The sequence below is a fragment of the Paenibacillus sp. OK003 genome, assembly GCF_900109515.1.
In the GTDB taxonomy this organism is placed as follows: domain Bacteria; phylum Bacillota; class Bacilli; order Paenibacillales; family Paenibacillaceae; genus Paenibacillus; species Paenibacillus marchantiae.
In genome coordinates this window covers 183,597-204,501 of record NZ_FOBD01000007.1, presented here as the reverse complement: position 1 = coordinate 204,501, position 20,905 = coordinate 183,597, and the positions used below count along the sequence as shown (strand labels likewise).

Annotated in this window: 21 protein-coding genes and 5 tRNA genes; 11 read left to right on the top strand and 15 right to left on the bottom strand. The window is 48.8% G+C overall.

Translation table 11 applies throughout. The features are described from left to right. Positions 1-13: 13 nt before the first annotated feature. Both urtB and urtA read right to left on the bottom strand, forming a co-directional pair. Positions 14-919, bottom strand: a complete 906-nt coding sequence (urtB, locus tag BMW94_RS12780; protein ID WP_076291709.1) for an urea ABC transporter permease subunit UrtB — start codon at positions 917-919, stop codon at positions 14-16. Positions 920-1,067: 148 nt separating this feature from the next. Continuing rightward, on the bottom strand, positions 1,068-2,318 hold the full coding sequence (gene urtA, locus BMW94_RS12775; protein ID WP_090998811.1) for an urea ABC transporter substrate-binding protein: 1,251 nt from the start codon (positions 2,316-2,318) through the stop codon (positions 1,068-1,070). Positions 2,319-2,578: 260 nt separating this feature from the next. Here urtA and BMW94_RS12770 point away from each other — a divergent pair, with 260 nt between their 5' ends. The 6 genes from BMW94_RS12770 to BMW94_RS12745 all read left to right on the top strand — a co-directional run bounded on the left by BMW94_RS12770 (position 2,579) and on the right by BMW94_RS12745 (position 7,617). Further along, positions 2,579-2,881 carry an urease subunit gamma gene (locus BMW94_RS12770; RefSeq protein ID WP_076291707.1) on the top strand — a complete coding sequence of 101 codons (303 nt, stop codon included), beginning with the start codon at positions 2,579-2,581 and terminating at the stop codon, positions 2,879-2,881. A gap of 18 nt (positions 2,882-2,899) precedes the next feature. Then, positions 2,900-3,289: an urease subunit beta gene (locus BMW94_RS12765; protein WP_090998809.1), complete on the top strand. Its 390-nt coding sequence runs from the start codon at positions 2,900-2,902 to the stop codon at positions 3,287-3,289. Continuing rightward, complete coding sequence (gene ureC / locus BMW94_RS12760) at positions 3,286-5,004, top strand: urease subunit alpha (RefSeq protein WP_090998807.1); 1,719 nt, start codon at positions 3,286-3,288, stop codon at positions 5,002-5,004. The genes BMW94_RS12765 and ureC overlap by 4 nt, the downstream gene beginning before the upstream one ends. A 278-nt stretch (positions 5,005-5,282) precedes the next feature. Beyond that, positions 5,283-5,981 carry an urease accessory protein UreF gene (locus BMW94_RS12755; protein ID WP_090998805.1) on the top strand — a complete coding sequence of 233 codons (699 nt, stop codon included), beginning with the start codon at positions 5,283-5,285 and terminating at the stop codon, positions 5,979-5,981. A gap of 36 nt (positions 5,982-6,017) precedes the next feature. Continuing rightward, on the top strand, positions 6,018-6,740 hold the full coding sequence (gene ureG / locus BMW94_RS12750; RefSeq protein ID WP_053781689.1) for an urease accessory protein UreG: 723 nt from the start codon (positions 6,018-6,020) through the stop codon (positions 6,738-6,740). Further along, positions 6,712-7,617 (top strand): urease accessory protein UreD, encoded by a 906-nt coding sequence (locus tag BMW94_RS12745; RefSeq protein WP_175480670.1) that lies wholly within the window; start codon positions 6,712-6,714, stop codon positions 7,615-7,617. Before ureG ends, BMW94_RS12745 begins: the two co-directional genes overlap by 29 nt. A 170-nt stretch (positions 7,618-7,787) precedes the next feature. Here the strand turns inward: BMW94_RS12745 and BMW94_RS12740 are convergent, their stop codons facing one another. The 5 genes from BMW94_RS12740 to BMW94_RS12720 form a co-directional block, all read right to left on the bottom strand. Next, positions 7,788-8,204 carry a helix-turn-helix domain-containing protein gene (locus BMW94_RS12740; protein ID WP_090999079.1) on the bottom strand — a complete coding sequence of 139 codons (417 nt, stop codon included), beginning with the start codon at positions 8,202-8,204 and terminating at the stop codon, positions 7,788-7,790. A gap of 182 nt (positions 8,205-8,386) precedes the next feature. Then, the gene (locus BMW94_RS12735) at positions 8,387-8,803 is read right to left on the bottom strand and encodes a helix-turn-helix domain-containing protein (protein ID WP_090998800.1); all 417 of its coding nucleotides are present in this window, start codon (positions 8,801-8,803) and stop codon (positions 8,387-8,389) included. Positions 8,804-8,977: 174 nt separating this feature from the next. Continuing rightward, positions 8,978-9,060, bottom strand: a tRNA-Leu gene (locus tag BMW94_RS12730). A gap of 17 nt (positions 9,061-9,077) precedes the next feature. Then, positions 9,078-9,153: transfer RNA gene (locus BMW94_RS12725), tRNA-Lys, on the bottom strand. Between the two features lie 107 nt (positions 9,154-9,260). Continuing rightward, positions 9,261-9,332, bottom strand: a tRNA-Glu gene (locus BMW94_RS12720). Between the two features lie 312 nt (positions 9,333-9,644). On the opposite strand from BMW94_RS12720, the gene BMW94_RS12715 reads away from it, so the two are divergent. Both BMW94_RS12715 and BMW94_RS12710 read left to right on the top strand, forming a co-directional pair. Further along, positions 9,645-10,421, top strand: coding sequence for a DeoR/GlpR family DNA-binding transcription regulator (locus BMW94_RS12715; protein WP_090998798.1), 777 nt, complete (start codon positions 9,645-9,647; stop codon positions 10,419-10,421). Positions 10,422-10,424: 3 nt separating this feature from the next. Further along, positions 10,425-11,321 (top strand): Cof-type HAD-IIB family hydrolase, encoded by an 897-nt coding sequence (locus BMW94_RS12710; RefSeq protein ID WP_090998796.1) that lies wholly within the window; start codon positions 10,425-10,427, stop codon positions 11,319-11,321. A gap of 57 nt (positions 11,322-11,378) precedes the next feature. Here the strand turns inward: BMW94_RS12710 and BMW94_RS12705 are convergent, their stop codons facing one another. Both BMW94_RS12705 and BMW94_RS12700 read right to left on the bottom strand, forming a co-directional pair. Further along, positions 11,379-12,050, bottom strand: coding sequence for an MgtC/SapB family protein (locus BMW94_RS12705; protein ID WP_090998794.1), 672 nt, complete (start codon positions 12,048-12,050; stop codon positions 11,379-11,381). An 85-nt stretch (positions 12,051-12,135) separates the two neighbouring features. Further along, positions 12,136-12,804 (bottom strand): flavin reductase family protein, encoded by a 669-nt coding sequence (locus BMW94_RS12700; protein WP_090998792.1) that lies wholly within the window; start codon positions 12,802-12,804, stop codon positions 12,136-12,138. A 100-nt stretch (positions 12,805-12,904) separates the two neighbouring features. Here BMW94_RS12700 and BMW94_RS12695 point away from each other — a divergent pair, with 100 nt between their 5' ends. Beyond that, positions 12,905-13,603 (top strand): ArsR/SmtB family transcription factor, encoded by a 699-nt coding sequence (locus BMW94_RS12695; protein ID WP_090998789.1) that lies wholly within the window; start codon positions 12,905-12,907, stop codon positions 13,601-13,603. 228 nt (positions 13,604-13,831) lie between these two features. Here the strand turns inward: BMW94_RS12695 and BMW94_RS12690 are convergent. The 3 genes from BMW94_RS12690 to BMW94_RS12680 form a co-directional block, all read right to left on the bottom strand. Beyond that, positions 13,832-13,920: transfer RNA gene (locus tag BMW94_RS12690), tRNA-Ser, on the bottom strand. A 5-nt stretch (positions 13,921-13,925) separates the two neighbouring features. Beyond that, a tRNA-Asn gene (locus BMW94_RS12685) sits at positions 13,926-14,001 on the bottom strand. 162 nt (positions 14,002-14,163) lie between these two features. After that, positions 14,164-14,625 carry a SprT family protein gene (locus BMW94_RS12680; protein WP_063564440.1) on the bottom strand — a complete coding sequence of 154 codons (462 nt, stop codon included), beginning with the start codon at positions 14,623-14,625 and terminating at the stop codon, positions 14,164-14,166. 120 nt (positions 14,626-14,745) lie between these two features. Between BMW94_RS12680 and BMW94_RS12675 the strand changes: the two genes are divergently transcribed. Both BMW94_RS12675 and cmpA read left to right on the top strand, forming a co-directional pair. Continuing rightward, positions 14,746-15,102, top strand: a complete 357-nt coding sequence (locus BMW94_RS12675; RefSeq protein WP_090998787.1) for a hydrolase/acyltransferase — start codon at positions 14,746-14,748, stop codon at positions 15,100-15,102. Between the two features lie 233 nt (positions 15,103-15,335). Continuing rightward, entirely contained in the window at positions 15,336-15,479 is a 144-nt protein-coding gene (gene cmpA / locus BMW94_RS12670; RefSeq protein WP_090808144.1) for a cortex morphogenetic protein CmpA, read from the top strand. Positions 15,480-15,631: 152 nt separating this feature from the next. Here cmpA and BMW94_RS12665 read toward each other — a convergent pair whose 3' ends face one another. From BMW94_RS12665 to BMW94_RS12655, 3 genes are all read right to left on the bottom strand, one after another. Continuing rightward, a complete protein-coding gene (locus tag BMW94_RS12665; RefSeq protein WP_090998784.1) occupies positions 15,632-17,854 on the bottom strand; it encodes a Tex family protein in 2,223 nt (740 codons plus the stop codon). A gap of 274 nt (positions 17,855-18,128) precedes the next feature. Continuing rightward, on the bottom strand, positions 18,129-20,318 hold the full coding sequence (locus BMW94_RS12660; RefSeq protein ID WP_090998782.1) for an alpha-galactosidase: 2,190 nt from the start codon (positions 20,316-20,318) through the stop codon (positions 18,129-18,131). A 234-nt stretch (positions 20,319-20,552) separates the two neighbouring features. Next, complete coding sequence (locus BMW94_RS12655) at positions 20,553-20,903, bottom strand: type II toxin-antitoxin system PemK/MazF family toxin (RefSeq protein ID WP_024630714.1); 351 nt, start codon at positions 20,901-20,903, stop codon at positions 20,553-20,555. Positions 20,904-20,905: the final 2 nt, after the last annotated feature.

The window sequence follows — 20,905 nt, the reverse complement described above, 5'->3', positions numbered from 1 at the left end:
CCCCTTCTTCACATTAATCCAGACTCCGGGTCCGTATGGCAACGAGCCCGCGGGGCTTCCATTGCAGAAAAGCTACAATACAGACAAATACCAGCACCTTGCCGATCGAGGCTGAGGTATATGTTTCGAATAACGTATTGAACATGCCAATTCCAAGCGCACCACACACGGTTCCCACCAGTTTCCCCACACCGCCCAGTACAACCACCATGAACGCATCCACGATATAATACGTCCCCAGCGAAGGGCCAATCGGGCCAATGAGTGTCAATGCACATCCGGCGATGCCGGCAATACCCGAACCAATCGCAAAGGTCATGCCATCCACTCGTCTGGTGGAAATCCCGAGACAGCCCGCCATGCTTCGATTCTGCATCACGGCCCTCATCCGTCTCCCGGAAGAAGTGCGATAGATGTACAGATACATGCACAGCAGCACAACAGCAACCAGCGCGATAATGAAAAGACGTTTATACGGAAACACAATACCATCCGCGATGGTCAGACCTCCGTTAAGCCAAGCCGGACTGGACACCCCTACATTCGGCGCCCCAAATATCGTTCGGGCCAATTGTTGCAGCATCATGCCTACGCCCCATGTAGCAAGCAGACTGTCGAGCGGCCTCCCATACAGATGCCTGATCAGCACTACTTCCAGCAACCAGCCTATAAGAGCCGCCACACCAAAGGCGATAGGCAGAGCCACAATAAAGTAGACATCGAACCACGCTTGCGGAGCATACGAAATGAACAGGTTTTGCGTCACATATGTAGCGTAAGCGCCGATCATGATCAATTCACCATGCGCCATGTTAATGACATTCATCAATCCAAATGTAACCGCGAGTCCCAACGCAATCAGCAGCAGGATGGAACTGATGCTTAACCCATTGAACATTTGCAGGACAAACATATCCATCGCCTTTCCCTCCTCATGCTGTGAACATCTGAAATTTTATACAAGACATCATTTACGTTTCGCATCAACGCTTTACCGTAATGTTGTAAGAGGGTGTGTTGTCGCACCCTCGTCTGTTATTCAGCAGTTGTGACGTGAGATGCCCATGTTATTTGGTACTAAGGGAAGCTCCCCACTCGTACGTTTTCAGATACGGATCAGGTTTGACGGGTGCGCCGGAGTTCCACAATTCCTTGAACTGTCCATCTTCCTGCACTTCACCAATTCGCACCGTTTTGTAGATATGCTGGTTCTCTCCGTCCACCGTCACTTTTCCTTCCGGCGCATCGAATTCCAGACCTTTAGCGGCCTCCTTTACCTTTTCAACATCGGTCGATCCGGCTTTTTCAACGGCTGCTTTCCACAGATAAACGGCTACATATCCCGCTTCAATCGGATCGGCCGTCACCCGGTCAGCTCCATATTTTTCTTTATATTTCTCTACAAATGTTTTATTTTCAGGTGTATCTGTCGTTTGATAATAGTTCCAGGAAGCCAAATGTCCTTTCAGTACATCCGCACCAACCCCTCGAATTTCTTCCTCCGCCACACTCACGGACAGAGTTGTCAATTGTTCCGAAGAGATCCCGGCATCCTTTAATTGTTTGAAAAAGGCGACATTGCTGTCTCCGTTCAGCGTGTTGTATACAATATCCGGCTTGGCAGCCTTGATTTTGCTGATAATCGTACTGTAATCCGTATGTCCCAGCGGTGTATATTCTTCGCCTACGACTTCGCCACCCTCAGCTGCAAGCTGAGCTTTGATGACCTGATTGGCCGTTTTTGGGAAAACATAATCGGAACCGAGCAGGTAAAACTTCTTGCCCCTGTTCTCCAGCAACCAGGTTACGGACGGTACGATCTGTTGATTCGTTGTGGCTCCTGTATAAAAAATGTTGGGTGATGATTCCAATCCTTCATATTGCACCGGGTAAAACAACAGACCCTTGTTCTGCTCAAACACCGGCAGCATCGCCTTCCTACTCGCAGAGGTCCATCCGCCGAATACAGCAGCAACTTTATCCTGCTGCAGTAACTTCCCTGCTTTCTCCGCAAATGTAGGCCAATCGGAAGCGCCGTCCTCAACCACTGGCTCGATTTGTTTACCCAGCACTCCGCCGGTTGCATTGATCTCTTCAATGGCAAGCATCTCCGCATCCTTAACCGACACTTCACTGATCGCCATCGTTCCACTCAGGGAGTGAAGAACACCTACCTTAATCGTTTCTCCGGACGAAGCTGACTCTCCCGCCCCACCGGAACTCGTCGTTTCAGGCGGCGTGCCACCCTCCACACATCCCGTCAACGCAATGACCGTACCGAGCAAAACACTCCATAACTTGACCGACCTCTTCTTCAATAGCCTACACTCCCTTTTTTTAGTCTATTGACGAACATTAAGGTCATATATGTCCGAAATGTTCGTTGATCCAAATTATGGAGGGTCACACTCACCGTGTCAATAATGCTTACACAATTTTATTTTATGCATACTCGTTTCATGCATGCTGCTAATATAATTGGAACCATATTGACAAAGGGTCCACCCTGTGTGAGTATATTTAACATATAACATGATCCATGGCGACATAGACTATCTAAGGGAAAGGTCGGATTACCTTGCACTGGACTGAGCAGGAAAAAGAAAAACTCCTGATTACCGTGGCTGCTAACCTCGCCCGGGAACGCAGAGGACGCGGACTTAAACTGAATGTTCCCGAAGCTATCGCATTGTTGACCTCCGAGCTCATGGAACGTGCACGCGATGGCATGAGTGTTGCAGAGTTGATGAGATACGGCGGCACGATCCTGACACGCGAAGACTGCATGGAAGGTGTACCCGATATGATTCCCGAGGTACAGGTGGAAGCCACTTTTCCTGACGGAACAAAACTGGTCACTGTCCATGAACCTATACGCTGAGAAAGGCAGGAGAACTCTATGATCCCTGGTGAATATCGCTTAAAAGAGGATGATGAAATCATCTGTCATCCCGATCGCTTAACCGTGCTTCTGATTGTACTGAACCGAGGCGACCGTCCGGTTCAGGTCGGCTCTCACGTTCACTTCTATGAAGTCAATGCTGCGCTGGACTTTGATCGCCCTTCCGCTTTTGGGCACCGCCTGCATATTCCGGCAGGCACCGCTGTTCGTTTTGAACCTGGTGAGGAAAAACCGGTCGAACTCACCACATTTGGCGGCAAACGTCAGATTTATGGATTTAACGGATTAACCGAAGGATCGGCAGATCAGCCACCTGATCCACAGAAACTGGAAACATTTCTGAAGGCATTTGCACCCCCTTTGCAGGACGGAGGGGAACCTTTATGAAACGAATGAGCCGCGAACAATACGCATCCATGTTCGGACCCACCACCGGGGATGCTGTCAGACTGGCGGATACGGAACTATGGGCAGAAATTGAGCATGATTATGCTGTCTACGGGGATGAAAGCAAATTCGGCGGTGGCAAAGTTATTCGGGACGGTATGGGCCAGTCCACATCTGCCCTTCGCAGTGACGGAACGCCTGATACAGTCATCACCAACGCCGTCATCATTGATCATTGGGGGATTGTCAAAGCGGATATCGGCATCCGCGATGGCCTCATCTGCGCAATCGGCAAATCCGGTAACCCGGATACGATGGACGGAGTCGATCCCGCGCTGGTTATTGGCGCATCGACCGAAATCATTGCCGGGGAAGGCATGATTGTGACCGCAGGAGGCATTGATACCCATATTCATTTTATTTGTCCACAACAGATTCAAACGGCATTATCTTCAGGAGTAACAACCATGATCGGCGGCGGTACAGGACCTGCAACCGGAACCAAAGCCACCACCTGTACACCCGGTGCCTGGCATATCCACCGGATGCTGGAGTCCGCTGAGGCATTTCCCATGAATATCGGTTATCTCGGCAAAGGCAACAGTTCCAGCACCGCTCCATTAATTGAACAGATCGAAGCCGGTGTCATTGGACTGAAGCTGCATGAAGATTGGGGCACAACGCCAAGTGCGATCGATGCCTGTCTGACCGCAGCCGGAGAACATGATGTTCAGGTAGCCATTCATACCGATACGCTGAACGAAACCGGATTTCTCGAAAATACATTGGCGGCCATTAACGGACGCACGATCCATACCTATCATACGGAAGGTGCTGGCGGCGGACACGCGCCGGATATTATCCGCGCTGCCGGAGAGTCTTACGTCATCCCCTCTTCAACCAACCCAACACGTCCTTACACACGCAATACCGTAGAAGAACATCTTGATATGCTGATGGTTTGTCACCATCTGGACCCGTCGATCCCGGAAGACGTTGCCTTTGCTGATTCCCGGATTCGTCCCGAAACGATCGCGGCCGAAGACATTTTGCATGATCTTGGCGTATTCAGCATCATCAGTTCCGATTCACAGGCGATGGGCCGGGTTGGCGAAGTTATTATTCGCACCTGGCAAACCGCCGACAAGATGAAAAAGCAGCGAGGCAAGCTCGAACTGACCTCAGGCTCACCATCCGATAACGATCGGATCAAAAGATATGTCGCCAAATATACAATTAATCCGGCAATCGCTCACGGCATAGGCCATCTCGTCGGTTCCGTGGAGGTTGGCAAGCTCGCAGACCTGATCGTCTGGAACCCGGCCTATTTTGGTGTTAAGCCCGAGATCGTCATCAAGGGCGGCATGATTACCTTTGCTCAGATGGGTGACCCCAACGCATCGATCCCTACGCCGCAGCCCGTATTCGGCAGACCGATGTTCGGTGCTTACGGCGGCGCACTTGCCAAAGGGTCAATCACCTTTGTCTCCCAAGCCGCGGCAGATGCGGGAATCAAGGAGGCGCTAGGTTTGAACAAGCGCGTGGAACCTGTCAAAGGCTGCCGTTCGGTGAGCAAAAAGGACATGATTCACAACGACGTAACCCCCCTCATTGAAGTTGATCCTGAAACCTATGAGGTACGGGCTGATGGCGAGCTTCTCACCTGTGAGCCCGCAGACGAATTACCGATGGCACAACGCTATTTCATGTTTTGAACATCTAATATAAAAAAGCGAAATATAAGTTGAACTGTTCCGTTTACACTTGATCACTCCGCTGGCAGAACAACCTTCCGATCACTGTTATCCCCAGATTTCTTTGATCCCCTTTCTGAAAGGGAGAAATCTTGTGATAAAGGCGAGCGCTACGCTTCTCCAGGTTTTTTCTGCCCTCTCCGTTCTCGTGTAAACCGCTTGTTCATCTTATATTTCCAAAAATTTATATTAGATTTGATTTGTAAATTGTAAATTAAACACACAAGAGGGGGCCACGCATGATGATGCACAGCGGCACGAAACTGCTCCGTTATGTTCAACTGCTGGATTCGGCCCTGCCCATTGGCGGGTTCTCCCACTCGTTCGGTCTGGAGGCATACACTCATGATGGCCGGATACGGACCACCGCCCAGCTTGAACAATTCATTCGAGGGCAGCTTCATTCCAGCCTCGTGCGGCTCGATGGTCTCGCCATCAAAGGTGTCTACCAAGCCATTGAGCAACAAGATGCCGCCCTTCTAGCCCTTTACGACAAACGTGTACACGCCCAGCGGACCCCCAGAGAACTGCGGGAAAGCGGGCACAAGATGGGGAAACGATTACTCAAACTCGCGAGATCACTTTACCCGTGGATGGACTTTTCCCTAATCGATGAAGCCGTACAGGAACACGGTGCCTTTTGCGGCATTACAACGATTCACGGCTACATCAATTATGAGCTGGAAATCGGACTGGACGAAGCCGTCACCGGACATCTGTACACCTCAGTTAACGCTTATGTTAATAGCGCTCTGCGTCTTCTGCCCATCGGGCAAACTGAAGCACAGATGCTTATTCAAAAACTTTTGCATGATATTGATTCTGAATGGTCTCAAATTCGGGATGACGACCCGGAAGATATGCACAGCTTCGGTATTGCCCAGGAAATCTATGCTATGCGGCACGAGAGCCTGCCAGCCCGTCTGTTCATGTCCTAACTACTACAATAATTCAAAACCAAGGAGGAATTTGTTATGTGTGGAGGAGCTAATCATACGCATCATGCGGAGTGGGAACGTAAGGTATTTGATCGGAGTCGCCCGATGCGCATCGGAATCGGTGGGCCGGTAGGTTCAGGAAAAACAGCCCTAGTGGAGAAGCTGTCCAAGGCACTGCGCACACGTTACAGCCTGGCTGTTATTACTAATGATATTTACACAAAGGAAGATGCCGAGATTTTGCTGCGTCAGAATGCGCTCGCACCGGAACGTATTATCGGAGTAGAAACAGGGGGATGCCCGCATACCGCTATCCGAGAGGATGCCTCCATGAATTTTGAAGCCGTTGATGAATTGATTGAACGCTTCCCGGACCTGCAGCTGATCTTTATCGAAAGCGGTGGCGACAACCTTTCTGCCGCGTTCAGTCCGGAACTGGCGGACGTATTCATTTACATTATTGATGTAGCTCAAGGGGAAAAACTGCCTCGCAAAGGTGGTCCAGGTATTACGCGTTCAGATCTGCTGTTGATAAACAAGACCGACCTTGCCCCTTATGTAGGCGCTAGTCTGCAAGTAATGAAGGATGATACTGAACGGGTGCGCGAAGGACGACCTTATGTGATGTCGAACCTGATGAGCGGTGAAGGGGTATCCGAAATCGTCCATTGGCTTGAACATCAATATATGGATGACGATGCTTCCGCTGCGCATCTGCATACACACACTCATGAGCACGGAACGACTCACAGCCACTAATTCATCTTCCTCTTTACATGGAGTTGAACATGGACTGAACCGCAGTACCGGAGAGGCCGTGATACGCCGCAGCGAGCTTCGGGCCACTTTCGCCCTCCAAGGCGGGCGCACCGTCATGACCGATCGGTATTACAGCGCCCCTCTCCGGTTCAGTCGATCCTTTCGACCTCCGGGTGGCGGAGATGAATTATGTGTATACACTTCAGACGTCTCTCCAGGCGTACTGAACGGTGATCATTATCGATCCGAGTGGCAATTAGGCCAGAACACTCACTTGATGCTAAGCAGCACATCAGCGACAAGGCTTCATCCCACACCTACTGCTCCATCGTCTGTGAACCATCACTTTCGACTGGAGCAAGGAGCGGTGCTGGAGTACTTCCCTGAATGCGTTATTCCGTTCAAAGGCAGCTCATCCTCACTGACCACGACCTTTGAGCTGGGTGAACAAGCAGTGCTTGCGTATGCGGATATCTGGTCCGCTGGACGAATTCATCGGGGAGAGACCTTTCAGTTCAAACGTTATCGCAGTCTGACAGAAATATGGCAAGGGAAGCAATTGGCCGTATGGGATCGCTTCGGACTTGAACCAGAATCGGGCGATCCAAAATCATCCGCAGCGTTGTTAAACTATACTCACACTGCGGCTTTATGGATGATTGCTCCTGGATTGGGCGCAGCACAGCTGGAGTCTGTACGGTCCATTTTGCCCCCAGATGGTCGCATGCTTGCCGGGGCCAGCTTGCTCGCTACAGGTGGGATTGGTGTTCGTTTGCTCGGAATGGCTGCCTGGGAACTTCAGGAGCAATGCCTTCAGATCTGGAACACCCTTCGCTCCGATCTTTTGGGTAAACCCAACCTCATATTCCGCAAGTGAAGGCTATACGTCTATCGGAGCAACTTTCAGAATTGCGTGTTCATTTGTTCATGTTGCAATGAGTTTCAAAGAAAAAACCTCTGAACAACTCTCCGACGGTTTTCGGATTGTTCAGAGGTTTTATATATATCCAGATGATTCAGTCAAGTTGCAGCTTTCAATAACTTACACTACAACAGCTCATCTCCTTCGGGATTATCTTCTCCCTTGTAACGAAAGTCGCCTGAATCTCTGCTTTCCTTCGATTTGCGATAACGGGTAAATTCAATATATTCACTGATAAAAGACTGTTCCACAGTCGATAATTCGTTCTCTTGGCAATCCAATTGCCGCAGCACGTCAAAAAAATAATCCTCCCGTTTTTCCCGTACCATCGCTTCCTTGGATGGACGCCCAATCATGAGCCAGTCGAGGCTCACATCAAAAAACGAAGCAATCTCAATTAGTTTATTCGTACTCGGCGTAGATTTACCGCGTTTCCAGTCACCCAGATTACCCGTGCTAATCTTCAGTTGCTTACAGAACACTTTCTTAGTCATTCCTCGCTCGGCAATTAGATGTTCAATTCGCTCATAGATCGACTGCATACAGAACCGCCTTCCATCCGAAATAATGTAAACCATCCACTTGTCTCCACCAATTAATTGCCGGACAATTCGTATACCCAATATCACCATTAGAGTATGTCTAGACGTTGTTACTATAAAGCATTCGAGAAGACCAAACGTCCATGGATTCGAGTTGTGTAGAGAACTGCACGATCTTGCTGCTACACCGACTCATCTGCCTCAGGTTTATCTTCTGCCTTGTATCGAAACGCGTTTGAATCTCTGCTTTCCTTCGATTTGCGATAACGGGTAAATTCGATATATTCACTGACAAAAGACTGTTCCACAGTCGATAATTCGCTCTCTTGGCAATTCAATTGCCGCAACACGTCAAAAAAATAATCCTCCCGTTTTTCCCGTACCATCGCCTCCTTGGATGGACGCCCAATCATGAGCCAGTCGAGGCTCACATCAAAAAACGAAGCAATCTCAATTAGTTTATTCGTACTCGGAATAGATTTACCGCGTTTCCAGTCACCCAGATTGCCCGTGCTGATCTTCAGCTGTTGACAGAAAGCCTTCTTGGTCATTCCTCGTTCGGCAATCAGGTGTTCAATTCGCTCATAGATCGACTGCATACAGAACCGCCTTCCAACCGTAATAATCAATACATGCACCTAAATTATACCACAACCTTCCTGAATCCTCAGCCTTTTAATCCCAGGAATACGTTCAGGTATTTTTCTCATAACACAAAGATAGACTCCCATGAACAATCATGAGAGTCTATCTTATAACGTTTGTTGCTGTGATGCGGTCGAGAGGACTCGAACCTCCACGGGTATACACCCACTACCCCCTCAAGATAGCGTGTCTGCCATTCCACCACGACCGCATATTCAATTGTAAAAATGGTGAGCCATGAAGGGCTCGAACCTTCGACACCCTGATTAAAAGTCAGGTGCTCTACCAACTGAGCTAATGGCTCTTGCTGTAACTTCACCGAATGTGCCATGCGTAACTCTTTTGTATAGGAGATATGACTTTTTGAGGATTCCTCATCAGGATTATACATCCCTGAGATGGTGAAGATAATGACCCGTAGGGGATTCGAACCCCTGTTACCTCCGTGAAAGGGAGGTGTCTTAACCCCTTGACCAACGGGCCTTGTAAACAAGTTGTCTTTCTTGGCGACAAGAATGAGTATACCATAGGCCAGCTTAAATGTGCAACACTTTTTTTATTTTTTTTATTTACACCATAATTGCCCCTCTGTATGCACCCAAATCCTGTTCGGCACTCGCTCCTGCTGCTCTCACGTTCACATATTTATCACCGCAATCATCGTAATTTGTAAAATTTGCATCAAAAAACTTAAATACACTTACATTCACTTATAATATTGCAAATTTCATTATTAGTACTTATAATTAATCTATCAGATATACACGGTCAGCTACGTATAAGGAGGCGGCACGTTTGTTTCAGGAAGAACGAATGCAGCTGATTATTGAACATTTGCGCAAACACAATCGCATCTCGGCTGATGATATAGTATCCCTCTTTGACGTTTCCCGGGACACAGCACGAAGGGATCTGATCAAGCTTGAAGAGCAGGATGCCATTATCCGAACGCGCGGCGGTGCAATTCTCCCCGTTCCACCAGATGAGCGCCGATCCTATAAAGATCGTTTGCTCCACATTTCCGATGAAAAAAGAGCTATTGGCAAGCTAGCAGCTGCTATCGTCCGCCAAGGCGAACACATTATTCTGGATTCTTCCACTACAGTGCAGACTTGTGCCGAAAATCTAAATGGCAAGTCCTGTACTGTCATCACCAATTCCATTTATTCTGCTGATCTTCTCTCCAATCATACCGCTGTCGAGATTCGTTTGCTGGGCGGCAAAGTCGACAAGGAGCAACGTTACGTCTATGGTACTTCAGTGATTGAAACTCTTTCCCATTATTATGTAGACAAAGCCTTTATTGGCATTGGCGGAATTACGATGGACGGCTTCAGTGCCTCTGAAGAAGAAGGAAAGATCAAGCACAAAATGATGCAGGCTGCAAAACAGGTTATTGTACTTGCTGACCATTCCAAGTTTGATAAGCGTTATGGTTATCGTTTTGCGGACTGGTCACTCGTTGATATGTTAATTACAGATCAATGGCCTTCCCAAGAATGGCGGACTTTTCTGGCAGAACAACAAGTCGAGATTCTCATTCCTGAACCTACAATTGAAAAGGAGTTGTAACATATGAAATTATTTGCTACCGATTTAGATGGAACCCTATTGAACAGAGACAGTCAGATCAGCCCGGAAAACGCAGCTGCAATCCATAAGGCGCAACAAGAAGGATTGAAAATTACGATTGCTACAGGACGGGTCTATTCCGACGTATTAACGATAAGCAGCGAAGGCGGAATTAACACACCAGTCATCGGCTCCAACGGAGCTACCATCCACGATGCCAACGGTGAACGCCTATTCCATCTTCCACTTGAGCGTGAAACTGCCGCATCCGTCATGCAGTGGCTGGAAGATCATCATTGCTACTACGAGGCCTCCACACAACAGGGTATTTACGCTCCTATAAGCAGCCACGAGGCGATGCTCGCTGAGATGGATCGCATCCTGGGTTCGAGTCCCGGGGAGGATATTGAACGCCTTATTCGAGCTGTTAAGAAGCACTATGACAAGAAAGACTATCACCGCGTAAACTCCCATCAGGAAATCCCTTCCGAAGCTTACATTTACAATATTATGGCCTTTTCAATGGATCCGGCTCAATTGCAGCAGGGACGCGAATACTTTGCTTCTCGCTCCGATGTAGCCATGGTGGTGTCCTCTGAACACAACTTCGAAATGCAGCATCCTGATGTATCCAAAGGTAACGCCTTAAGCAAACTGGCTGCCCATCTGAACATTTCCATGGAAGATACAGCAGCCATTGGTGATAACTTCAACGATGTGTCCATGCTCAAAATGGCAGGACTCGGTATTGCCATGGGCAATGCTGAACCGGAGATTAAGGCGATTGCCAAGGCTATCTCTTTGACCAATGTCGAGCATGGTGTCGCACATGCCATTCAGTGTGTTCTTGAAGGCAAGCCCGTTTCCCGGCCAGAGACCGTCATTGAAGGCGGTCAGTAATCGATTGTCGTGATAGCTCGGCATTGCGCGACATAACGAACCAGCGATAGCCTGGGCTCACCTCATATCAACGGATCGAACGTGAGGCACATCCTGCAATAAAACAATTAATTGCTCGGCCCGATATGATCCAGGCAGTTGCAGAGTGAATTCAAGTACAGTCTCCTCCCCGGAGTCTGTGCTTATTTGCTGTTCTGTTTTGAATCCGACCACCGAGATTTTCTCCTGTCCCAGCAAAGCCAAAACGGTTTTGAGGGTGTCCCCTTCCTTTAGCAGTCGAATAGTCAACGTCTCTGTTCGCGCAGACACCAACCAGCGTGTCGGCCGATGCAGCAGCATCTGGGCCAGAACAATAAGCAGCGTCACCCCCGCACCTGTCCAATACAATCCCGAACCCACAGCCAGTCCCATTCCTGCAGTCGCCCAGATTCCCGCCGCTGTTGTCAATCCTCGGACCGTGTGGCGTTGTGTGAAGATCATCCCGGCTCCAATGAAGCCAACCCCACTGACCACCTGTGCGGCAATCCTGGATGGGTCAAGCGAGAGATTCGCCCACCCTGCCTGATCCTGAAAGCCATACTTGGAAACAATCATCATCAATGCTGCACCCACTGCAACAACAAAGTGTGTACGTATCCCCGCTTCCTTCATTCGGTTCTTGCGCTCATATCCGATCAACACGCCGCATATGCCAGCTATGAGTACACGCATTAAGTATTCCATTTCCATGCTCATCACCTCTCTTATGTATATGCTTACATGTCTCTTTCTTTACTATTTACCCAATCCCTGCCTAATAAAATAACCATATACATCACTTCTCTGCCCGAAAACTCTCCCCATGCCTTTTTCCTAGTCCATAATAATGTCGGAAATTATAAATTAAAGGATTCCACTTCTCTGGGTTAATCTTGTTCAAACCTGCAATCAGTCGGGTATGTGTGTGTACCTTCAACGCTTTCACTTCCACAATCGCCATGAAAGGTGTATGTTCGGGAATACGAATGTGTTGTACCGCGGCTTCAATCTGGAGCGGACATTCCGCTATTTTATCCGGCTCAACCTGAATTGAACCTTGGGGTGTCAGTCCAGAGACAGCAAATTTATCATGGCAAAACTCAAATCCCATCCTCCTTTTCTCCTCAGGAACGGGATATATTCCGGTATAACGCCCCAGTCCCTCAACCTGCTCCCACATGGATGCATCCGGCAGATTAATCACACATTCGGGATGACGACTCAGGTTCTCAAAGGCTTTGCCCTGAATACCGACTCCAAGTACCAAGCAGTCTCCAAGTGCCCATGATGAAGAAAGGGGGGACAAGTTTGTCGTTCCATCTTCATTTAACGTGCTCAGCAGCAATACCGGTGTGCCATAGTACAAAACACTTGGATTTATCACCTCGTGCTGTATCAATTCGCTGGTCCAGCCCACTTGATGCTCTGATCCAAACTCTTCTTGCGATCTATCATTGGTATACATTGTTTCTTCCTCCATTCTTCAATCCATCCCTTCCATCTCTTGGGTTCTAATTCATGCATGATTAATTGTAATACACCAATAGTTAAGGTATCATCGAAGTATGAATACCTATCCGAATATTTCTGTGATTGCATCGTTAATTGCTGATCCCAGTCGTGCTATTTTTTTGGAAGCTTTGTTGGATGGTCGTGCGCTTCCTGCCGGCGAACTTGCATACATGGCGGGTGTTACTCCTCAAACAGCAAGCAGTCATCTCGCCAAGCTGGTCGAAGGCGGGCTGCTCGTCGTTGAACAGCAGGGACGACATCGATACTATCGTCTCGCAAGCAAAGAGGTTGCTTTTCTGATTGAGACGATGGGAAGTATCGCCGCACCAGTACAAGTGAGATCCCTCAAACAGTCCAACCAGCTTCAACATCTAAGCTTTGCTCGAACCTGTTATGGGCATCTTGCCGGAAAATTGGGGATATCGTTGTGTGAAGCTTTATTACGGGAAGGTTATCTCGAAGAACCTGAGGATGAGCAGGCCAAGGATTACCACATTACAGAGAAAGGGATTCAATGGTTCACTTCTTTTGGCATTATGCTTGAAGGGAAAGCCGGATCACGCCGCGCTGTGGCTCGCAAGTGTCTGGATTGGAGTGAGCGTCGTCACCATATCTCCGGAGTACTGGGAGACGAACTGGGACGCCGCTTGTCTGAGCTGGACTGGACCCGCCAGAAGGCAGGCAGCCGTTCGGTGGAAGTCACGGAAGCTGGCAAGAAGGGTTTGTACGAGGTATTGGGCATTTCATTATAGGGACGCAATCGGGCATTCTTTCTTGTACATTGGCAAAATGACGATACATCAAAAATCCCCCTCCTCAGTATCCGTTAAAGGTTGCTGAGGAGGGGGATTATGTTTTGTTCAGAACGGAGAGAGAGGGATACTCTCACTTCATTCGAGACTGCGATGTTTTGCTTACGAAGCGTATGCTCCGACGAACCTTTAGGGTTCTCATCCCTTATACAGAGAAGTAAATCAGAACGGAGAGAGAGGGATTCGAACCCTCGCACCGCTTACGCAGTCTAACCCCTTAGCAGAGGGTCCCCTTATAGCCACTTGGGTATCTCTCCAAGAATGGCTCCCCGAACAGGGCTCGAACCTGTGACAACTCGATTAACAGTCGAGTGCTCTACCAACTGAGCTATCAGGGAATAATAATCTTGAATAACCTAAATTTATCATGATTAATATTCCAAGTCAACATGCCTCCGGTGACTTTCTTAATAAGCTTTAGATACTCTTATTAATAGTCACCACGAGCACAGTACACATGGCTCTGTGGTAACAAGTGGCGCTGCCATAAACCATTCACCTTAGATTGTATGAATCCCTAACTTGCCCGCACATCGACCACAGCGGTAACGCTTCGGATCAACTTTGCGTTTACGCAAATATTCCGTGCCACAGCTCTTACACACCAGCTTATAGCGATACGGTAATGGCTTTCTGCCCTTTCCATCCGGAAGGGACTGACAGAACCGCGAACCGCCCACCTTCTGCAACAGAGCCTTGAATTCAGGGTCCCGGTGTTGGTAGCCGCGTCCACGAATGTGCAGATGATAGTGACAAAGCTCATGCTTGATGATTTTCTCAACCTCTTCCCGCCCATAGGCTTCGAGCTGATGAGGATTAATCTCTATCCGGTGACTCTTGAGCATATAACGCCCACCTGTAGTGGTCAGACGACGGTTAAACAGCGCCTCGTGAGTGAACGGAACCCCGAAATGATCGAGTGACACCTGCTCAATCCATTGCTGCAATTCCTCATTTTCCATCGGTTTGTCCTCCTTTCACACCCCTTGGGCCATTTGTTTTTCCGCCATAATACTTGAATTTTAACCGTTTCGTAGGCTACACTGTCAAGTAGAATGTATGAGGGGAGATTATTACTCGTTATGCCTACAATGCGCTACGTCATCCTACAGCAGGAGCAGCAATTGCAGTTTGTGGAAATGCCTGCCGATTACGCTTATCAACTCAGTGCGCTCAACCTGCGTCTGCACAAAGAGATTGACAAACTTACCGCAGCAGATGTACCTGCTCTGCCTTGGGCAATCGCCGAATGTGACAATCTTGATCTTCTGGACGAGCAACTCTCCATCATCGGAGGCCTTGATTATATCAATGCGCTTGAACAAAGCTTTGCAGCACTAAGAGAGAGTGAATATCCTTTGATTTCCCTGCTCACTGAGATCCGGGCGCTTCAGGCTCAATTAGAGCAATGGTATGAAGAAGAGATGGAATCACTCTAATCCACCTATGGACTTATTAATCATGCAGGATGGAACTAAAAGCGCATCTCCTAAAAACAGGGGCTGCGCTTTTTTTCATTTTCTTTCAACCCTACATTCATACGCCCCGCTCTTCAGTACATATCCGTATAGATATTGAATTTTCCGAGTTCATCACGGGTAAATCCGCACAGTCCAGGCTATTGCCACATATGCTAACGTACAGATGAATTATGCAAGAGGAGGAGATACCTTTGCCTCAATGGCTTTGCAATCAACTGATGCGTGCATTTCACAAAAAGGACAGCAGACAGATCAAGCTGCTGAACGAATGCTGGTTCTTTTACCGAAATAAACCGACAAGTGGCACCCCGCGCAGCGCGGACAGCGAACTCTAGAAATCTGACGCCACTCTCTCCGTCCACTTCAAGCTCTCACTTCATTCATAAAATTCCTTCGAACAATACAGTACGGGCAACAGTACTATTATAACTGACAACAAACAGCCTTCCCATTACAGGGAAGGCTGTTCTCCAATCATTGTGTTGGATTAGGAAGACTGCTTAGAAGAAGCAGGTTTCTTCATCGTGAGGCCGACACGGCCTTTTTTGGTATCCACGTTCATCACCCAAACCGTTACATTATCCCCGACAGATACAACATCCATCGGATGTTTGACGTAACCGTTGCTCAGCTGTGAGATGTGGACAAGCCCGTCACTCTTGATGCCGATGTCAACAAAAGCACCAAAGTCGATCACGTTACGAACCGTACCTTGCAGCTCCATGCCTTCCACCAAATCTTCAATTTTGAGCACATCCGTGCGGAAGATCGGTAGCGGCATTTCCTCACGCGGGTCACGACCCGGACGCTGCAAGCTGTCCAGAATGTCACGCAGTGTAGGTACACCCACATCCAGCTTCACAGCCAGCTGTTCCGGTTGTTGCTCCGACAGGAGAACAGACAGTTCCTTGCTGCCCAGCTTGTCCAGCGCAACCTGAAGCTCCTTAAAGAGCTGGTCTACGACCTTATACGATTCAGGGTGAATCGGTGTGCGATCCAGCGGGTTCTCGCCTTCACCAATCCGCATAAAGCCTACGCATTGCTCATAGGTTTTGGCACCCAGACGCGGCACCTTCTGCAACTGGCGACGATTCGTGAACCGGCCGTTCTCTTCACGGTATTTCACGATATTTTTAGCAATCGTGGCATTTACACCCGCAACGTATGACAGCAGTGAAGGCGAAGCCGTGTTCACATCTACGCCCACATGGTTAACTGCGGATTCCACAACAGCCTTCAAGCTTTCTTCCAATATTTTTTGAGATACATCATGTTGGTATTGGCCTACACCAATGGCTTTTGGATCAATCTTAACCAGCTCAGCCAGGGGGTCTTGCACCCGGCGAGCAATCGAAGCAGCACTCCGCTCAGCAACGTCAAGATCCGGGAATTCTTCCTGGGCCAGCTTGGATGCAGAATATACACTCGCTCCAGCTTCATTGACGATCAGATACACAAGACTTTCGTCCCCATTCTCCTGAATAATCTCGGCAACAAACTGTTCCGTTTCACGGGATCCGGTACCATTACCGATAACAATCAACCCGATATCATATTGCTTGATCATCCGATGGAAAACCTCAGCAGCTTCACGCTTCTTGTTGTGTGGTGGCGTTGGGTACGTAACAGCCACTTCCAGCAGCTTGCCCGTATCGTCGACCACAGCCAGCTTACAACCGGTACGATAGGCAGGATCGACACCAAGCACACGTTTCCCATGAATTGGCGGCTGAAGCAGCAGATTACGAAGATTAGCCGAGAATACAGATATCGCCTGGTTTTCACCTTTTTCCGTCAGCTCTGCACGAACCTCACGCTCAATCGAAGGGGCAATCAATCGTTTGTAAGCATCTTCAATAACAGCACGCAAAACGTCCTGTACCGCAGATGTACCCTTGATGATCTGTCCTTCCATATGACGGTGAGCCGGTTCAGGCTGTACGTCCAGACCCACTTTCAAAATGTTTTCACGTTCACCGCGGTTAATGGCGAGAATACGGTGAGGAGGCATTTTTTTGGCTAATTCACGATAATCATAGTAGTTCTCGTATACAGACTCCTGCTCAGCATCCTTCGCTTCCGAAGTCAGCATGCCATGATCGAGCGTATAACGACGAATCCATGCACGAATAGCAGCATCATCTGCAATATTCTCAGCCAAAATATCTTTGGCTCCCTGAAGTGCGATCTCTGCATCTTCTACCCCAAGTTCAGCATTGATATAACGCGCAGCTTCCTCCATAACATTGCCTTGCTTCGGTTGACCCCAAATCCAGACAGCGAGTGGTTCGAGACCTTTTTCCTTCGCTACACTGGCACGGGTTTTCCGCTTCTGACGAAACGGACGGTACAAGTCCTCCACTTCCTGCAGCTTAACTGCCTGCGTGATGGACTGTTTCAGTTCTCCGGTCAGCTTGCCTTGTTCCTCTATAATACGGATGACTTCCACTTTGCGGTCTTCCAGATTACGCAAGTATACGATGCGTTCTTCAATGAGCCGCAGCTGGTTCTCATCCAGCTCTCCAGTCATTTCTTTACGGTAGCGGGCGATAAATGGAATCGTATTGCCTTCGTCCAGAAGCTCCGACGTGGTGCGGACCTGCTTCAAGGACAGTGACAGTTCCTTGGCTACCTGTTTGATGATTCGTTCATGGCGTTCTGCCTTTATTGTTTCTTCATTGGGTTCCAGAACCGTTTCCTGTTCAGACAAATAAATCCCTCTTTCCTTCCTGAATCGTTCAGTTGAAGCTTGTTCAGGGCAGCTTTGCTGCTGTAATCACAGTATCGAACCTGCATTCATGCAGATTCCTCTCCCCTATATTATCACAAAATCCCGTTCAGATTTCCAGCATTCGTCCAGGTTACAAGTTCTTACAATTGAGATTACGTATCAAGCCTTAGCCTCAGCCATAAGAAAAGACCGAAAACCGTCTCCCCGACGTCTTCCGGTCTCCCCTGACAAACACGGCAATCACGCCAGTTTATTATACCCGTTCGAAGCGGAACATTTCACTCCAATAGTCTCCCGATGCACGACCTACAGAGATCCCACCATACATCAGCGCATCGCCGGTATACGTCTCCGAGCCGCCTTTCAGGCGGTAATCCGCATTAGGATCCAGGCCCTTCAGCTTCAGACGTTGGAGCGGTGCATTCGGTTCAGACAGCACACGGAAGTAGAATACAACGGCTTCGCTGCCATCTGGTGAAATAAACATCCAGGCCGTTTCATTTCCCTCAAACGGACTTAGCAAGCGGCGGAACGTTCCGTACTGGATGGTTCCCCGAATTTCTTTGTACAGCTCAACCTGCGCTTTTACAATGGCATTCTCTTCCTCTGTGAAACGAGTTAAATCCAACTCGTATCCAAAGTTACCGGACATCGCGACATGTCCACGAATCTCTAGAGAAGTAATTCGGTTGACCTGATGGTTAGGTACAGCTGAGATATGCGACCCCATTGAGCTTACCGGATATACCAGGCTTGTACCATACTGAATCCGCAGACGGGATATCGCGTCGGTATTATCGCTGGTCCACGTTTGCGGCATGTAATACAGCATACCTGGATCAAAACGGCCGCCACCACCTGAACAGCTCTCGAACAGGATATTCGGGAACGCTGAAGTAATACGTTCCATGACTTCGTACAATCCCAGCATATAACGATGCGCCGTCTCACGCTGTCTGTCTGCCGGCAGCAATGCAGAACCCACTTCCGTCATATTCCGGTTCATGTCCCATTTCACATAAGTGATTGGCGCAGATCCAAGCACATCGCTTAGCATGCGTACAATCTCATCGCGCACATCCTGACGGGAGAAATCGAGTACCAATTGTTGGCGCCCTTCCGTGCGGCGGCGATCCGGCACATGCAGACACCAGTCCGGATGAGCACGGTACATGTCGCTGTCAGGCGAAATCATCTCAGGTTCGAACCATAATCCGAACTGCATGTCCAGACTGGTCACCCGATTTGCCAAATCATCCAGCCCTTGTGGCAGTTTGTTCTTGTCCACAATCCAGTCACCGAGTGACGAGTTATCGCTGTCCCGATGTCCAAACCATCCGTCATCCAGTACGAACAGTTCAATACCAAGCTTTTTGCCTGCCTGGGCGATCTGCTCAATCTTATCTGCATTGAAGCCGAAATAGGTCGCTTCCCAGTTGTTGACCAGAACCGGACGCTCTGCATTGCGGAACTTGCCCCGTGCAAGGCGCTCCCGATACAGTTTATGATACGACTGAGACATGCCATCGAGACCCGCATCCGAGTACACCATGACCGTCTCAGGCGTCTGGAATGACTCCTGCGAATCCAGCTTCCAGCTGAACTCAAACGGATTGATTCCCAGAGATACACGCGTGGTGTGGAACTGATCCACTTCCGCCTGTGCTGTGAAGCTGCCGCTATATACAAGGCTGAAGCCGTAGACTTCACCCTGATCTTCGTCTGTACCCGGTGTCATCAGGGCAATGAACGGGTTCTGCTGGTGACTGCTTGAACCCCGACGGCTCTCGATGCCTTGCAGGCCGGAAGCAAGTGGTCTGCGAACGATGTCCCGTTCACGCGTCCATGCTCCTGACAGTTGCAGCAATTCGTAATCGGCATGTGGGAAATCTACAGAAGAGCTGAGCGCACGTGCAATATTCACCGACGTAGGGCTCTCATTAATGATACGCATGGAACGCGTAATCGCATTAAAGGACGTAAAGGCCGTGTAGCTAAGTTCAATCCTGATTCCTGCAACACGGTCCTCCAATTCAACGATAAGTGTCTCGGCTTCATCGTCAGACTCAACATAAGTTGCAGGCAGTCCGGTAAGCGCTGCCTTTCCTTTGATCAGTCGATGGCCTGTATACGTAAACTCCGAAACGGTTGAACCATTCTCAAGCTCCAATTGGATTGCCGGATTACGGAAATCACTTGTACCATACACCGGCAGTTCTACTGCCAACGTGTCAAAGGAGATCGTCCGATCGTCCGGCACCGGATTTGGGCTGAACGAGGCACGTTCTGTACGCACATGAAGCCAGCTCAGATCGGTATCACGCAGTTTTTTGCCATAATATAAATGTACCAAATATCCCGAAGGCAGAACCTGAAATACATAGCTTGCCTTTTGAGTCTGTAGATGAAATTGAAGCTTCTCCTGATCAATATAAATGCTCATATGTCTCCTCCACCTCTATATATGTCAATTGACGTAAACGGTTTCTCAGGTATCATTATAACGAAAAGCTTCACAATGTTCTACGCTTTCATGAAGCTTTAATCAAAAGAGCGTACTCCGGCCGTTAGGCTGTTGTACGCTCTTTTGATTGCTGTCTGAAATTGTGTGTTCCTGCAAGGAACATCCATTGTCTACGGATGGCACGGCAGAACAAAGAAACAATTGCCTGGTGCCTTAAAAATCGATTAAACCCAGGCTGATCTGTAAGGCTTCGTTGACCAGTTTCATGGTCTCCTCGTCCAGATGGGTAATCTTGTCGGTCAGCCTCTGCTTATCAATCGTCCGTATTTGTTCGAGCAAAATAACCGAGTCCCGGTCAAAGCCGTGTGCCGCCGCATCAATCTCCACATGCGTCGGCAGCTTTGCCTTTTGGATCTGGGCGGTGATCGCCGCCACAATACAAGTAGGACTAAACCGGTTGCCGATGTCATTCTGGATGACCAGAACCGGCCTGACTCCACCTTGCTCGGAACCAACAACGGGAGAAAGATCCGCAAAAAAAACGTCACCGCGTTTTACGATCAATG